The organism is Arthrobacter sorbitolis (assembly GCF_054510995.1).
The window spans coordinates 505,465-520,090 of record NZ_JBTNDM010000001.1; the positions used below are offsets into that span (position 1 = coordinate 505,465).

General features: G+C 62.4%; 13 protein-coding genes. 7 read left to right on the top strand and 6 right to left on the bottom strand.

Annotated features, from left to right (window positions below; translation table 11 throughout):
• The first annotated feature begins 27 nt into the window (after positions 1-27).
• Entirely contained in the window at positions 28-912 is an 885-nt protein-coding gene (locus ACX80K_RS02485; RefSeq protein ID WP_459270282.1) for a helix-turn-helix transcriptional regulator, read from the top strand.
• 128 nt (positions 913-1,040) lie between these two features.
• Here ACX80K_RS02485 and ACX80K_RS02490 read toward each other — a convergent pair whose 3' ends face one another.
• The 5 genes from ACX80K_RS02490 to ACX80K_RS02510 form a co-directional block, all read right to left on the bottom strand.
• Positions 1,041-1,457, bottom strand: coding sequence for a (R)-mandelonitrile lyase (locus tag ACX80K_RS02490; protein ID WP_459270283.1), 417 nt, complete (start codon positions 1,455-1,457; stop codon positions 1,041-1,043).
• Positions 1,454-2,938 carry an MFS transporter gene (locus tag ACX80K_RS02495; protein ID WP_459270284.1) on the bottom strand — a complete coding sequence of 495 codons (1,485 nt, stop codon included), beginning with the start codon at positions 2,936-2,938 and terminating at the stop codon, positions 1,454-1,456. Before ACX80K_RS02495 ends, ACX80K_RS02490 begins: the two co-directional genes overlap by 4 nt.
• 50 nt (positions 2,939-2,988) lie before the next feature.
• On the bottom strand, positions 2,989-4,029 hold the full coding sequence (locus ACX80K_RS02500) for a zinc-binding dehydrogenase (protein WP_459270285.1): 1,041 nt from the start codon (positions 4,027-4,029) through the stop codon (positions 2,989-2,991).
• Between the two features lie 269 nt (positions 4,030-4,298).
• Positions 4,299-5,960 carry a Na+/H+ antiporter gene (locus ACX80K_RS02505; RefSeq protein WP_459270286.1) on the bottom strand — a complete coding sequence of 554 codons (1,662 nt, stop codon included), beginning with the start codon at positions 5,958-5,960 and terminating at the stop codon, positions 4,299-4,301.
• 78 nt (positions 5,961-6,038) lie between these two features.
• A complete protein-coding gene (locus ACX80K_RS02510; RefSeq protein ID WP_459270287.1) occupies positions 6,039-6,434 on the bottom strand; it encodes a nuclear transport factor 2 family protein in 396 nt (131 codons plus the stop codon).
• 288 nt (positions 6,435-6,722) lie between these two features.
• Between ACX80K_RS02510 and ACX80K_RS02515 the strand changes: the two genes are divergently transcribed.
• The 3 genes from ACX80K_RS02515 to ACX80K_RS02525 all read left to right on the top strand — a co-directional run bounded on the left by ACX80K_RS02515 (position 6,723) and on the right by ACX80K_RS02525 (position 9,238).
• On the top strand, positions 6,723-7,607 hold the full coding sequence (locus ACX80K_RS02515; RefSeq protein ID WP_459270288.1) for an aldo/keto reductase: 885 nt from the start codon (positions 6,723-6,725) through the stop codon (positions 7,605-7,607).
• A 42-nt stretch (positions 7,608-7,649) separates the two neighbouring features.
• Positions 7,650-8,666, top strand: coding sequence for an aldo/keto reductase (locus tag ACX80K_RS02520; RefSeq protein WP_459270289.1), 1,017 nt, complete (start codon positions 7,650-7,652; stop codon positions 8,664-8,666).
• A gap of 119 nt (positions 8,667-8,785) precedes the next feature.
• Positions 8,786-9,238 carry a hypothetical protein gene (locus ACX80K_RS02525; protein ID WP_459270290.1) on the top strand — a complete coding sequence of 151 codons (453 nt, stop codon included), beginning with the start codon at positions 8,786-8,788 and terminating at the stop codon, positions 9,236-9,238.
• Positions 9,239-9,477: 239 nt separating this feature from the next.
• On the opposite strand, the gene ACX80K_RS02530 is transcribed toward ACX80K_RS02525, so the two are convergent.
• Positions 9,478-10,692, bottom strand: a complete 1,215-nt coding sequence (locus ACX80K_RS02530) for an FHA domain-containing protein (protein WP_459270291.1) — start codon at positions 10,690-10,692, stop codon at positions 9,478-9,480.
• A gap of 379 nt (positions 10,693-11,071) precedes the next feature.
• Here ACX80K_RS02530 and ACX80K_RS02535 point away from each other — a divergent pair, with 379 nt between their 5' ends.
• The 3 genes from ACX80K_RS02535 to ACX80K_RS02545 all read left to right on the top strand — a co-directional run bounded on the left by ACX80K_RS02535 (position 11,072) and on the right by ACX80K_RS02545 (position 14,621).
• Positions 11,072-12,811, top strand: a complete 1,740-nt coding sequence (locus tag ACX80K_RS02535; RefSeq protein WP_459270292.1) for a GDSL-type esterase/lipase family protein — start codon at positions 11,072-11,074, stop codon at positions 12,809-12,811.
• Between the two features lie 52 nt (positions 12,812-12,863).
• The gene (locus ACX80K_RS02540) at positions 12,864-13,130 is read left to right on the top strand and encodes a hypothetical protein (RefSeq protein ID WP_459270293.1); all 267 of its coding nucleotides are present in this window, start codon (positions 12,864-12,866) and stop codon (positions 13,128-13,130) included.
• 168 nt (positions 13,131-13,298) lie between these two features.
• Positions 13,299-14,621, top strand: coding sequence for a hypothetical protein (locus ACX80K_RS02545; RefSeq protein WP_459270294.1), 1,323 nt, complete (start codon positions 13,299-13,301; stop codon positions 14,619-14,621).
• Positions 14,622-14,626: the final 5 nt, after the last annotated feature.

The following is a 14,626-nucleotide window of genomic DNA, read 5'->3' on the forward strand; positions in this document are numbered from 1 at the left end:
CGCGCTGGGCGGATCTACCGTTGATGCATGACTGATATGCGTGCAGAGATCCGTGAGTTCCTCAGCTCCCGTCGGGCACGAGTTACTCCCGAACAGGCTGGCCTGCCCACTTACGGTGGGACCCGCCGTGTTGCCGGTCTGCGCCGCGAGGAAGTGGCGATGCTCTCCGGAATGTCGGTTGACTACTACGTGCGGCTCGAGCGCGGAAACCTCGCCGGTGCTTCCGAGGGCGTCCTGGATGCCCTCGCCCGAACCCTGCACCTCGACGAGGCCGAACGGCAGCACCTGTTCGACCTCGCCCGCGCCGCCGGCCCGGCACGAAAGACCCGCACCAAGCCCGCGGTCACGGTGCGACCGGAAATCCAGCAGGTCCTTGATGCGATGGGTGACGCCCCGGCATGGGTCCGCAACGCACGCCACGATATTCTCGCGGCGAACAAGCTCGGCCGGGCCTTGTATGCGCCGGTCTTCGAGGACCACCGCAGGCCGGTCAACACGGCGCGCTTTACCTACCTCAACCCCGCAGCTCACGAGTTCTGGCGTGACTACGACAAGGTCGCCAACGACGCCGCAGCGATGCTCCGCCTCGAAGCGGGCCGCAACCCGCACGACCCTGAGCTGATCAAACTTGTCGGCGAGCTCAGCACGCAGAGCGAACTGTTCAGTGCCCGGTGGGCGTCCCGCGATGTGGTGTTCCATCGCAGCGGAATCAAGCGCCTGCATCACCCTGTCGTCGGTGACCTCGACCTGAATTACCAGTCCATGGAGCTGCCCGGTGATGCCGGGCTGGTCATGAACGTCTACACCGCACCCGCGGACTCCCCCACCGCGGATGCCTTGCGTCTGCTGGCTTCATGGGCTGCTTCCCAGGAGCAGGTTGTCACCGCTGATACAGCAGCCGACAGCAGGTAACGGGCAAAGGCCCCATCCCCAGTCCACCTCACGACAACCGCACGAAGAACAACACAACAAGGCCCGCTCATCGACATGATGAGCGGGCCTTGTTGCGCGGGGGCCACCGATCTTAGCCGGCGGTGGCCTTAGTCAGCAGTACCGGATGGGTATTGGTCGGAGGTGAGCTTGTCGCCCCACTCCGTTTCGGGTTCACCGCTGTCGGCGGGTGCTTCCCAGAGGGCGAGGTGGCACATGAAGTTGTCCGCGGTCGCGCCGTGCCAGTGCCACTCCCCTGCCGGCGTGTACACGGTGTCGCCCGGGTGCAGTTCGATGAGCTCTTCGCCGCGGGACTGCGCGTAGCCCCGGCCCTCGGTGACGTGCAGAGTCTGCCCGACGGCGTGCTTGTGCCAGGCGGTATGGGCTCCGGGGGTGAACCGGACGAGGTTTAGCCGGGCACGCGAGGGCGCCTGACCGGTGTAGTAGGCGTTGAAGTACACGTCACCGGTGAACCACTCCTCGGGTCCCTTCACGGTGGCGTTCTTGGGCTGCTTCACGGTACTCATGCGCGCTGTCCTTTCGACGTGTAATCAGTGACTTCGCTGATTTCGGTGATGGCGGGGGCATCGGCCGCCGCTTTATCGGCGCGTGCCCGGCGGCGGTCCGCGGGCAGGATCAGGACGACGCAGATCACCAGGCAGAGGGCCAGCAGGACGCTGCCGGCACCCAGGGCGGCGGAGACTTCACGGGTGAGGTCATCTGCACTCCCGGCAGCACTATCGCCGGTGCTGCCGCCGCTGATGGACGCGGAGGCGAGAACGAGGATGGCCAGTCCGAGAGATGAACCGATCTGGTGGAAAGTATTCACCAGGCCGGAGGCAGCCCCGGCGTCCTTCTCCTCGACACCGAAGATGCCGGCGGAGGTCAGCGGGGCGAAGACCAGTCCCTGACCGACACCGAGGAGGACCATGGGCAGTGCGACACCGGACAGGTAGGCGGTGTCAGGCGTGAGCTGGCTGAGCCAGATCATCCCGGCCAGGGTGATGGTCACGCCGGCGACGAGGGGCACGGCCTGTCCGAGACGCCCGGTGATGCGCGGGATGAGCATCGCGACGGCGAAGTTCACGGCCGTCATGGGCAGGAACCCGGCTCCTGCCTGCAGCGGGGACATGCCGAGCACGTTCTGCATGTACTGGGTGGTAAAGAAGAAGAACCCGATCATCGCCCCCATGTAGAGCATGCGGCCAAGATATCCGCCGGTGCGGACTTTGCTCGCGAACAGGCGCAGCGGCAGGATCGGTTGGGGGTTCCGGGACTCGTTGATGACCAGGCCGATCAGCAGCAGCACCCCGAGCGCGAAGGAGATGAGCGTCAGCGGGGACGTCAGTCCTGCTTCGGCGGCGTGGATCATCGCGAAGACCAGGCCTCCGATGCCCAGGGTTGCGGTCAGGGCGCCGATGACGTCGAACCGGCCCCGGGCCCGGGTGAACTCGGGCAGGAAGCGTGGTGCGAGGAGGATCATCGCCAGGCCGATGGGGACGTTGATGAAGAATCCCGCCCGCCAGGAGATCCACTGGGTGAAGGCACCGCCGACGACGAGCCCGAGGCTCGCGCCGATGCCGGCCGTCGCACCGTAGAGGGCGACCGCACGGGAGCGTTCAGGTCCGGCGGGGAAGGTCGCTGTGATCAGCGACAGGGACGACGGGGCGACAATCGCGGCACCGATACCCTGCAGGGCGCGTGCGGCGATGATCCACTCCCCCGTCGGCGCGAGACCGATGAGCAGGGACGCGACGGAGAAGACGATCAGGCCGGTGATGAACACAGCCCGGCGCCCGAGGAGGTCTCCCGCCCGGGCGCCGAGCAGCAGCAGACCACCGAACACCAGGGTGTAGGCGTCCTGTACCCAGGACAGCTGACCCGCACTGAGCTGCAGCTCGGCTTCCAAGCTGGGCAGCGAGGTGAAGATCACCGAGTTGTCCAGCAGGATCATGAAGTAGCTGAGCAGGATGATCGCGAGGATCGCCCCGGTATGACGGGGTGCCACAGCTGCCTGCTCTGTCGCGGTTTGTCCGGTGGTCTGCTGGGGTGTGGACATCAGAAGGTGACGATCACTTTCAGTGCTTCGCGGGCGTCCATGGCCTTGTATCCGGCAGGGACGTCGTCGATGGTGACGGCCCGGTCGAAGACCTTGCCCGGGTTGATCTCGCCGTTCAGGACCTGCTGGATGGCGGGCTCGAGGTAGGCGCGGACGGGGGCCGGACCACCGGTGAGGGTGGCGTTCTTGCCGAACAGCGATCCGAAGCCGATGGGCGCCTCCTCGTACTGGGGCACACCCACGCGGGAGATGATGCCGCCGGGGCGGACGATGCCGTAGGCCTGCTGGTAGGCGGGCATGTGTCCCACGGCTTCGAGGACGATGTGGCTGCCCTCCCCGTTGGTGAGGTCCATGACCTTCGCGATGCCCTCGTCGCCGCGCTCGGCGACGACGTCGGTGGCACCGAACTCGATACCCAGGTCGGTGCGGGAGCGGTGGCGGCCCATCAGGATGATGCGTTCGGCGCCGAGCTGCTTTGCGGCGAGGACGGCGGAGAGCCCGACGGCGCCGTCGCCGATGACCGTGACGGTCTTGCCGGCCTCGACCCTGCCCATGTGGGCTGCGTGGTAGCCGGTCAGGTACACATCCGATAAGGCGAGCAGGGACGGCAGGAGGTCGCTGGTCTCGTCGATGCCGGGGACGGCGACGAGGCTGCCGTCGGCCTGCGGGACGCGAGCCAGTTCGGCCTGCAGGCCGCCGGTCTCCTGGCTTCCGTACCAGCCGCCGTGGAGGCACGAGGTCTGGACGCCCTCACGGCAGAACACGCACGTGTTGTCCTGGAACGCGAACGGGGCGACGACGAAGTCGCCCTTCCTCACCGTGGAGACGGCAGACCCGGTCTCCTCGACGATGCCGATCATCTCGTGCCCCATCGGGGTCCCCGAGGTGGAGGAGGGCATGGAGTGGTACGGGTGCAGATCCGAGCCGCAGACGCAGGCGCGGACAACGCGCACGATGGCGTCGGTGGGCTGCTGGAGGGTCGGGTCGTTCACGGTCTCGACGCGCACGTCGCCGGCACCGTACATCAGGGTCGCTTTCATCAAAATCCTCTTCGCTCTCGGGGAGTAGCCCGGCTCACGGATGGTGTCGCCGGAGCCGGGCATGAATCTGTTCCATATCCATGGAACGTCCTGCTCCCAGGGGCGTGGGAGTCACTGTCGTAACAGGTACTCCCAGTGCCCCTCCCCCCCCCCCCCCGGGACGCCATGACCGGTTGTCATACTGGGCGCCCTGCTGGAAGTTTTCCTGGATGTCGTGCTGCCTGCTGGATGGTTCTCCTCCCAAGGCATCGACGGTGAACCGACCAGGGCTAGTCCACGGGGTCCACACCTGTGAGGCGTTGCTCTTCGACGTCGAGGCGGGTTTGGAACTGGCGGGCGATTGAGTCGTCGATGGCACCGTCGCGGCGTAGCTGGAGCAGGACGTGCCGTTTGCGGTCGAGGATCTGCAGGCGCACCTGTGTCTCCTCGGTGTAGCCGTCCGATTCCGCCTGTTCCTCAGTCTCGTCGAGGCGGGCCTCAAACAACTGGCTGCGGGTTTCGTACTCGCGCAACAACATCTCACGCGTGCCGGCGCTGACCATGCCCGCAGGCACTGGCCGGTCCTTCGGGCCGCCGGGGCGGTCGTCGTGCCGGCCCGCCTGAGGGACGCGGTCGGATTGTTCGGACAGATCAGGCAACCCGTGAAGTACGGACAGGGCTGCTTCGTTGAGCGCCTTTTCGGTCAGCCGCACCTCGTCCTCCGAGGTGTCGGCCGGCAGGTGAGCCCAGCGGACGATCCTCGGCAACAACGGACCCTGCACGAGCAGAGTCAGGACGATCACCCCTGCGGTGATGAACACGATGTCCTCACGGCCGGGCAGAGCCTGCCCGTTGTCGGCAGTTAGTGGGACGGACAGGGCGATCGCCAGGGACACGGCCCCGCGGAACCCTGCGACGGCGCTGACGACGCGCGCCCGGTAGCTCATTCGCCGGGTCTGCTGTGAGGGGCGACGGTCCAGGGCCCTGATGATCGCGACCATGAGGGACTGGAAGGTGAAGCGGACGACGAGCAGGGTCAGCCACACGGCGACCGTCGTGAGCAGGAGCCTGCCGATCTCACCGGCGTCAATGTCATGGGCGACGGCCTGGACCTGCAATCCAATGAGGACGAACAGCGCCCCATTGAGCAGGAATGAGCCCAGTGGCCACGTCGACTCGGTCTGCCGCCGGGATGCCGCAGTACTCACACGTGCCGAGGCGAACGAGACGATCAGACCGGCGACGACGACAGCGAGGACCCCCGAGGCGTGGATCACCTCCGCGGCCAGGAACGCAGCGAACGGGGTGATCAGCAGGGCGACGTTCGTCAGGAGAGCATCGTTGAGTCGGCGCATCACCAGATAGGCGATGCCCGCCACGACGGCGCCTGCTACCGCTCCCCCGACGTAGGACTGGAGCACGAGTCCCGTGATGGCCAGCGGGGTGTAGCTTCCTCCGACACTGATGCCGACCGCGATCCCGTACAGGACCAGGGCGGTGCCGTCGTTGGTGAGGCTTTCGGCCTTGAGCAGCATGAAGTTGCGGTGTGGGAGCATCCGGCCGAGGGCTGCGACCGCTGTGGCGTCCGGTGGGGCGAGGGCCGCGCCGAGGATGAGGGCCGCGTTCCACGGGAGACCGAGCAGGTGGGCGATACCCGCGACACCGAACGCGGTGGCCACGACCATCAGCGTGCTCATCAGCACGATGCCCCGGAAGTCCCGGCGGACAGAGCGCAGCGACGTGGTGAGGCTCTCCCAGAACAGCATCACCGGCAGGAAGATCAGCAGCACCGTCTCAGGGGGCAGCTCGATCTCCTGGAGTTCCGGCTCGAAACCGAGGATCAGGCCGAACACGAGCAGCAGCAGAGGCGTCGCGACGCGCAACCGTGGCGCCAGGACGGCGCCGGCAAGGATCGCGACGCCGAGCAGGACGACGATTTCAAGGCCGTGCATCAGGTGCTCCTTCGGGTCCGGATTCATGCCTGCCTGCAGGCCTGTATCTGAGGGTGTGGTTGTGGCGGCTGCGGACGGTCACCATGTGGACGCAACTGTCCGGGAGAACACCCAGTCGTCGCCGGAGGGCTCGAACCAGCTGCGCAGCTGCAGCCGCCAGGTGCCCCGCCCACCCCAGATAGTGGCGTCGGTCAGGGTGCGCGCCGTCAGAACAGGAGCTCCGTTCTGGTCGTCCGCCGGGGTGTCGATATCGAGCTCCACGGTGACGATGTCGTGGTAGCGCATCTGCCCTGTGCTGATGTCGTCCAGCCATTCGGTCTTGGGTTGGAGGTACCCGGTCATGTGCGTCAGGGAGTAGTCCCCTGCCAGGAGCTCCCCGAGCTGGTGGCTGTCCTGGCCCATCATGGCCTCACACATATCGTTATGCAGGCGACGGACAATCCGGTTCAGGGATTCCGGGTCGGTGGTGGGCACAGCAACTCCTAGGCAGTCACGACGCCGCGGGGATGAGCGTCCTTCACCTACAGCGTGAAGGAATCAGCAGGTGACAGAAAGATCCCGTTGAACCCGGTATTGCCAGTACCCCTGACCGCGCAGATGCGCCTCCCCCGAACGTTCGACCCCGATCACATCGCCGGCCGCGACACCGGTATGTGTTCATGGTCTGCCGCTCTGCCTTTATGGAAGCCGACGGGGGCACTGCCGAGACAGGACCTGATAGTGCCTGTTTGTCGCCCGGCGCCGCACGTAGCGTCGAGTGACATGAGCATCTCATCACTGACCCTGAATAACGGAACCGAGCTCCCGGCCCTGGGTTTCGGTGTCTTTCAGTCACCACCCGAGGAGACGGCCGCGGCCGTCACCGAAGCCCTGAAGGTCGGCTACCGCCACATCGACACCGCTGCCGCTTACGGAAATGAGCGCGAAGTCGGTGAAGCCATCTGTGCGTCCGGTCTCGGCCGCGACGAGCTGTTCATCGAGACGAAGGTCTGGATCAGCGACTACGGCTACGAGGAGACGCTGCACGCCTTCGACAAGTCGGCCGGCAAGCTCGGAGTGGACCAGCTGGACCTGTTCATCCTGCACCAGCCGCTCCCCACCGAGTTCCGGAAGACCCTCGCCGCATACAAAGCCCTTGAGAAGCTCTACGCCGACGGGCGGGTCCGTGCGATCGGGGTCAGCAACTTCATGCCGGAGCACCTTCAGCATCTGCTGAATGTCGCCGACATCGTTCCGGCCGTGAATCAGATCGAATTGCACCCCTACTTCCAGCAGCAGGACCTGCAGAACCTTGGAGCCGAGCACGGGATTGTCAGCCAGGCCTGGTCCCCGATCGGTGGCATCACGTTCTACTACGAGGGCGAGGGCGGCAGCACCCTCGAGGACCGCACCATTGTGGGCATCGCCGAAACCCACGGGAAAACGCCAGCGCAGGTCATGCTGCGCTGGCATGTCCAGGAGGGCAGGTCCGCGATCCCGAAGTCCGTGAAGCCGCACCGCATCGCGGAGAACTTCGACATCTTCGACTTCGAGCTCACAACCGATGACATCGCAGGACTCCGCGCGCTCGACAAGGGTGTGCGTCGCGGACCCGAACCGGTGACCCTCACCCTCGAGTCCTACGGTTTCCCCATCCCCGAAGCATGAATCAGTCGCTCTTTTCCCCCTGCCAGATAAGGAGCACCAATCATGGAGTACCGCACGCTAGGACGCACCGGAGTATCCGTCAGCCCTCTCTGCCTGGGCACGATGATGTTCGGTCCCTGGGGCAACGCCGACGAGGAGGACTCGATCCGCATCATCCACAGGGCTTTGGACGCAGGCATCAACTTCGTCGACACCGCCGACGTCTATTCCGAGGGCGAATCCGAACGCATCGTCGGGAAGGCCCTGAAAGGCCGGCGCGACGACGTCGTGCTCGCCACCAAGTTCTTCATGCCCATGGGCGAGGACCTCAACCACCGCGGTGGATCCCGCCGATGGATCATGCAGGAGGTCGAGGCGTCCCTGCGCCGGCTGCAGACCGACCACATCGACCTGTACCAGGTGCACCGGCCCAGCCCCGACATGGACGTCGAGGAAACTCTCGGCGCGCTCAGCGACCTCGTCCACCAGGGCAAGATCCGCTACATCGGCTCGTCGTCCTACTCGGCGAGCAAGATCGTCGAGGCGCAGTGGACTGCCCGCGAACGCAACCTCCAGCGATTCGTCACCGAACAGCCCCCGTATTCGATTCTCGTGCGTGGCATCGAGGAGGACGTCCTTCCCACGATCCAGCGGCACGGCATGGGCAGCCTCACCTACAGCCCACTCTCCGGTGGATGGCTCTCGGGTCGGTGGCGAAAGGGCGAGGATTCCTCCCCCACCTCCAGTGCCCGCCCGAGCGCCCGGTTCGATATGACGAGCCCAGCGAACCAGCGCAAACTTGACGCCGTCGAGAACCTGATCACGCTGGCCGACGAGGCGGACCTGACACTGATCGAACTGGCCCTCGCGTTCGTCATCCGGCACCCGGGCGTCACGTCGGCAATTGTCGGGCCACGCACCATGGAACAGCTCGAGTCCCAATTGCCTGCCGCTTCCGCGACTCTGACCAGCGACATCCTCGACCGGATCGACGAGATCGTGCCGCCGGGAGTGACCATCAACCCCGCCGACAACAGCTACGGCGCCGCCGAGCTCGCCGTCACCGCACGCCGGCGGTAATGCCACCGCCTCTGCTCTAGAGCTGCGGTCAGGTGCTGGGTGGGCAAAGCCCCGTCCTTTCTCCCAGCACCTGACCACAACAGCCCTGACTCATCCCCTACCTATCAGGAGACCGACACATGCCGTCGAAGAAGGTCTTGCGCGGAGCAGGTACGGTCCTCATCGCACTGAGCGTCAGCGCCTGCTCCCCCGCAACCCAAACCACTGACACGACATCACCCGCCGAGCCAACACCAAGGGCTCCCGACGCCTCGGCGTCACCACCAGCTACTGCCGCCACAGAATTCCGTGACGGCGAGTACACCGCAACCGGCTGGTACGGGTCAGCTCCCTCGCACCACGACGTCACGCTCACCATTGACGACAACACCATCACCGCCGTGGAAACCACCACGCCTGCCGAGAACGAAACGTCCCTCGGCTACCAGCAACGCTTCGCCGCAGCCCTACCCGGCGTCGTGATCGGCCGGAACATCGCCGACCTCACCGTCGACCGGGTCGCCGGATCAAGCGGATGCTCCGAAGGTTTCACCGACGCCCTCAACCAGATCAGGGAACAAGCGGCCCTATAGCCAATCCTTCGCGCATACCATCAGGTTGTCTGACGGACGGCAAACACCGGCTCCTCTGCAGCTCGAGTAGTGGCAACCGAACAGTGGTATGGCGACAACCCCAGATATAACCGCCCACATTCGATGGGTCATCCACCTGTGAGCGGGTGGAGCCCGAAGGACAGAACTCAAAGCCGTCCGCTTATGGATAAACCGCCCGTCGGGCACTTATTCGCGACGGCTGCGGACGTAATCGGAGGTTATCGGTGATTGGAGGTGCTGCCCGTGGGCGAGGCGGCCAACGACTTCAGCGGAATGTCCGGAACCGTGATCGATCCTGGTCCGTCGAAGCCCATGACGAAGACGTGAATGAAGTTGAGAGACACAGTCGTTGCGCTTTGCGGCAGTTGGTTCTCGAAATTAATGGTTCCCTTGCGGACTCCCGCGGGAGGAATTTCGGGCTGCCAGCTGCTGCGGGAAGGATCGGCTTCGAAGGTGGTCCCATCCGGGGCGGTGAGTGTGGTGTTGTGGAACAGGTGAAGGGCTATCGGGCTGCTGGTGCCGTTGTCTACACGTATCTCCACTCGCGTGTAGTGAGGCGTGCTCTTCACGCCAAGGACTGTCACTTTCACTCCTTGTACCTCCGTAACCACCTGGCTTTCCAACCGCTGGACGCCATCTTCGTTTCCGGAAAAATAGCCGACGGCGTTGCTCACCGCGGCGGTGACCAACCAGCCACCGCCGCCGAGGAGAAGCGAAGTGACCAGGAGGGTGACGGCCAGCGGCCTGCGTGGTGCCGGCGGGCGGTGCGGGTGGTCCTGCCGACTGGTCGGTTGTAAATTGCCGCCTTTGCGGTAATAGCCCATCGTTTCTGTCACAAGCGCAACCACCAGGGTTACGACGGGAGTGACGAACCACGCCCAGGTTGGAGTAAGCTGTGTCAGGAACGTCGTCAACGTGTTGCCGAGAAGACCTATAAGGTTAATGCCGGTGGCGAACAACAGTGTTGTTCCAAGACGTTCTTTAGGACGTACGGTTGGCAGGGCGGGCTTCTGCCCGCCGCCCTCCCCGCCCCTGACAGATCTCTTGGAAGAACCAGCGGAGCCCTGTCCTCCTGACGTATATCCCGCCGAGAACTGTCCACTCGGCTTGAATTCACCATCGGCGTTCCGTGCCAGGAAGCGTAGCCGGACCTCACCAAACTGCACCAGGTCACCGCCCGCCAGCTCCATGGGCGAAGTGACCGGGCGCCCGTTGACCCAGCTTCCGTTGCGCGATGCCCGATCGGCAAGAATCGTACGCCCATCAAGCGATGTCACCTCGGCGTGACTGCGGCTCACCCCGGGAGCAGCCAGCCGGATGCCAGCGCCTTCTTCACTACCAATCGTGGCCTTGCCATGTGGGATGACAATCCGTGTCCCCAGTGCGTCGCCGTTCACGACGACGAATTCATTCCCGTAAATCGGTTCGCTCATGACTTCCCCGCCCACGTGCTAAGGAGCCGCTGGCCCCAACCGGAGAGCACCCGTTCGGCCTGCAACTGCCCCGCCGGTAGTCAAGGATGAACGTACGGCCAGTCTCCTCTCGTCAAAGCCGCCGGACAAGGCTAGATGCGGGGATCACATGCTCCCGGGATTCCCTTCGGTTCCCGGAGGATCAGCTCGTGCGCCGGTGCGTGTGATTCTGGGCGCCCACTCGGTGGCGAATTTGGGGTCCGTGAGGGAAACCCGGGCTGTCTGCCAGTGCGTTGACCGTGAGCGTAAGCCGTCCATCGACGTCGCCCCCATGAATCCTTGACCCCACATGTCAACAGGAGGATAGTTCACACATCTAGATGATCCTCAGACTGACATCATGAAGGTTTCTAAGGACATTGTTATGGCAAGAGATGCTGTGTTCTCAATATCCACCCCTTCGCGGCATCCTGCCGATGCTGATGGTTACGATTCAAGCAGACATCGATACCGCCCTGAATACGTGAACCCTGACTCGTGGAAATTACTCCTTCATGCGTGGCCGTCCGGAACACAGGAGAACCCCCAGAGCGAAGAACTGACCTTTCCCCCAGACCTCCTCTGGTTGGAATGGAGAATAAGAGAAAGGGGTGGACCATTTACCACCTCGACCAGATCCGATGCGCCAAACATTCATCCACGGGTGACGCTGAACGTACCTCATCCTGGAAATTATGAAATCACGTTATTGCTGGGCACTGTAGGTAATAAAACCTCGAATACTACCCGAAACTTCGACCTTCGCGACTTCCTGATTATTTCGGTTGGCGATTCATTCGCGTCAGGAGAAGGCAATCCTGATATCTCCCGTATTGCGTCCAACAGTGAGCAGGTGATGTGCAAAGCCACCACACTTGCGATCGTGCGACAGAAATTCGGGGAAAAGGCAGGGGAGATAGTTAGGAAAATTGCCTCACTTGGAGAAGATGGTCTCGAAGCCGTTCCCCTGATTGGCACGGCCCTAGCTGGGGTGGCTTCGGGAGCCGCTAGCGCACTCGGATACGTGCAGTCGACATTTTCCCAAATCCAAGGATCGGGAAGAGTGGTCCTGGATGCGCTATCAGAGGGCGCGGAAGAGGTCGTTGGATGGCTCGGATGGGGCGACGGGGGCGAGAGCGCGAGACCAGCTGCTTGGCAGGAACCAAGCGCCCATCGATCATATCGATCCGCTGTCTCGCTTGCGGCCCGCCAACTGGAAGCCCAGGATGGGGCAGGAGCCACGCGAATCACTTTTCTCAACTTCGCTCGATCGGGTGCCGACCTACGTCACGGCGTATTGGACGAACGAATTTTCAACCCCGACTCGGATCGCATACATCTCGACCGCTGGATTGGAAGTCGAGGACAGATTCAAGAGGCAAAAGAGACCGTTGGGGATCGGCAGGTCGATGCAGTCATCGTAACAGCAGGAATAAATGACCTACAATTTAGTTCACAAGTAACTGATGCGATTCTATATGAAAGTGGAGAAAAACGAACTGCGAGGATCGCAAAAGCCACAAGAATTGTGGAAACGGAGCTCCCAAAAGATTTTGCTCGCCTGCGTGAAGCTATCAGGCGAGAGATAAATCCACGAATGGTTTTTGTAACCGAGTATCCTGTAGGGGTTTTCGATGAACTTAAAAATGGAAATCCCTGTGGGATATTGGGCAGCGAAGTCGGCTTCAATCTTGACAGAGATGAAGCTAATGCCATGGGAGTACTTGGACGTAACCTAAACAGTACACTTCGAAAGCTTGCGGACGAATCGGGCTGGATTTTTATTTCCGGAATTGAGGAGGGTTTTCAGAACCACGGGTACTGTGGAAAAGAATCATATTTCATCGGCGCTGAAGAGTCTTGTTTGAAGCAGGGTGACTTTGAAGGAACGCTGCATCCAAACGCGAAAGGCCATGCTGTAGCACGCGATTGTATTATCTCATCGGTGAAGCAGATTTTGACCACTAGGCCTGTCGTCGGAATGGACGCCGTGCTGCACGTCATGCTGCAGCCAAAAGCTTCGTCGCCACAATGGCTCGAGTCCGTGCTACATGTCATGAGCACCTCTCCGGCTATGCCTACACGCGAGGGTGCCATCTAACTTCATTATCACAATCTCTTTGGGGATCAAGTCAAAAGGAGTGAATGTCAAAATGGCTACTAAACTCAGCGGATTCATCATTGCAATTAGAGTTGACAGGGTTGGTGTCGCTATCGCGCTTGATAACGATGCAACTATCGGCCCGCTCAATAATGAATTTAGGCTCTTGCCTGATCACTCCCAATACAATGCAATTTATTCGATGGCATTGCTGGCTGCGGCCAATCACCGCGGTGTCTTAATTCGCATTGGGGGGGACGGGCAAATCGATCCTACACTAGAAGCTACCATAAAAATGCTTAGTTGTGATTTTAGGTGAACCATAGGCCGTCTCAGTGATCAATGAGAACTTCTGGGGAACTGGATGTGTATTGGGCGCGGCCTCCTCTAAGAGTTCGCCTGATCGGTAGCGCAACGATGGGGCCGCAGTCCCCTAGCGGCCGGTCCTCTGGCAGCCGGTCCTCTGGCAGCGCGAAAGCGAGACACAATGATTGGTCCAGTCGTTCAAATTGCCGCTGGGCGCGGGATATCCCTCGACCTTTATCTCTTGAGGTTCGGAAAGGATGGAAGGCTCGAAAGCCCGCGGACTGCGGATCTAGCTATCGAAGCCGCGCGCGCAGCGACTGATGTCTTCGTATTCTCCCATGGGTGGAACAACGCATACGGGGACGCACTTCGAAACTACACCCGCTTCGCGGAGGGCTTTATCGCCCAGCGCGCGGATCTTCACCTGAAGATGCCGGAGGACTACCGTCCGGTGTTGATAGGAATAGTCTGGCCATCCACGTGGTTCGTGCTTCAGGCCGAGAAGGGCCCGGACATTGCAAGTGCCAATGGTGGGGATCCCGGTGAGATCGAGGCGATGATCTCCGAGGTGACGGACGAGTGGGATTCCGAGATGCGCGCGCAACTGCTCGAATTGGTCGACGGGGTTGAAAGCCTGAACCAGGCTGATGCTCGCGAGGTTGCGGCGATCATCCTGGCAAAGTGGCCCGGAGATGAGGACGGCCTGTCCAAGCGGCCGGACATAAACAACATGATCGACGCGTGGAAGGAAATGGACGGCAGCGCGGAAGCCGTTGAGGATGACGATGAAGAAGAAATTGGCGTTATCGGCGGTAGCGAACAATCTGACGATTCCGTGGATGCGGCGGGGGGGTTCTCGCTTAACCCCCGGGGGCTCCTTCGAATTGCGAGCGTATGGAAGATGAAGAGCCGTGCTGGCGACGTCGGCAAGCTAGGCGTTGGTCCGCTTCTCACGCGGATTAGTAAAACAGGAATACGCATCCATCTCATTGGGCACTCGTTTGGGGCGAGGGTCATGCTTTCGGCGGTGGCGCATTCTCCAGTGTTCGACGATATCCCGATCCAGAGTATCCTGCTCCTGCAGCCCGCAGTCAACCGCTGGTGCTTCGCGCAAGACGTGGCCAGATTAGGGAAGGCAGCCGGTTATGCGAAGGTACCGAACCGAGTCGTGCGCCCGATTGTCGCGACGCGGTCGAACTTCGACCAACCGCTCCACGAAGTCTTCCACCACGCTCTCCGCGGAGACAATTTTGCGGAGCTCAACGCCGCCGCGGCGGGAGACACGGATCGCTACGGTGCCCTCGGCGGGTATCCCCCGCAGGGAATTCGCTTCGTGGATGAGGAGGCAAAGCCGGCCGGGACTAGGTACAACTTAGATGTTGGCGAGCGTGTAATTTCGGTCGACGGCTCGAGGTTGATTGACGGTAGGCCCGCGATCAATGATCACGGTGATGTGAATTCGCCCGTGACATGGTGGACCCTGCATAATCTCGCCGAGGAGTGACCGAA

Bases quoted from the DNA above. Each gene is read 5' to 3' on its own strand.
- ACX80K_RS02485 (WP_459270282.1), top strand. From the start codon at position 28: ATGACTGATATGCGTGCAGAGATCCGTGAGTTCCTCAGCTCCCGTCGG.
- ACX80K_RS02490 (WP_459270283.1), bottom strand. From the start codon at position 1,457: ATGAGTACCGTGAAGCAGCCCAAGAACGCCACCGTGAAGGGACCCGAG.
- ACX80K_RS02500 (WP_459270285.1), bottom strand. From the start codon at position 4,029: ATGAAAGCGACCCTGATGTACGGTGCCGGCGACGTGCGCGTCGAGACC.
- ACX80K_RS02505 (WP_459270286.1), bottom strand. From the start codon at position 5,960: ATGCACGGCCTTGAAATCGTCGTCCTGCTCGGCGTCGCGATCCTTGCC.
- ACX80K_RS02515 (WP_459270288.1), top strand. From the start codon at position 6,723: ATGAGCATCTCATCACTGACCCTGAATAACGGAACCGAGCTCCCGGCC.
- ACX80K_RS02520 (WP_459270289.1), top strand. From the start codon at position 7,650: ATGGAGTACCGCACGCTAGGACGCACCGGAGTATCCGTCAGCCCTCTC.
- ACX80K_RS02525 (WP_459270290.1), top strand. From the start codon at position 8,786: ATGCCGTCGAAGAAGGTCTTGCGCGGAGCAGGTACGGTCCTCATCGCA.
- ACX80K_RS02530 (WP_459270291.1), bottom strand. From the start codon at position 10,692: ATGAGCGAACCGATTTACGGGAATGAATTCGTCGTCGTGAACGGCGAC.
- ACX80K_RS02535 (WP_459270292.1), top strand. From the start codon at position 11,072: ATGAAGGTTTCTAAGGACATTGTTATGGCAAGAGATGCTGTGTTCTCA.
- ACX80K_RS02540 (WP_459270293.1), top strand. From the start codon at position 12,864: ATGGCTACTAAACTCAGCGGATTCATCATTGCAATTAGAGTTGACAGG.
- ACX80K_RS02545 (WP_459270294.1), top strand. From the start codon at position 13,299: ATGATTGGTCCAGTCGTTCAAATTGCCGCTGGGCGCGGGATATCCCTC.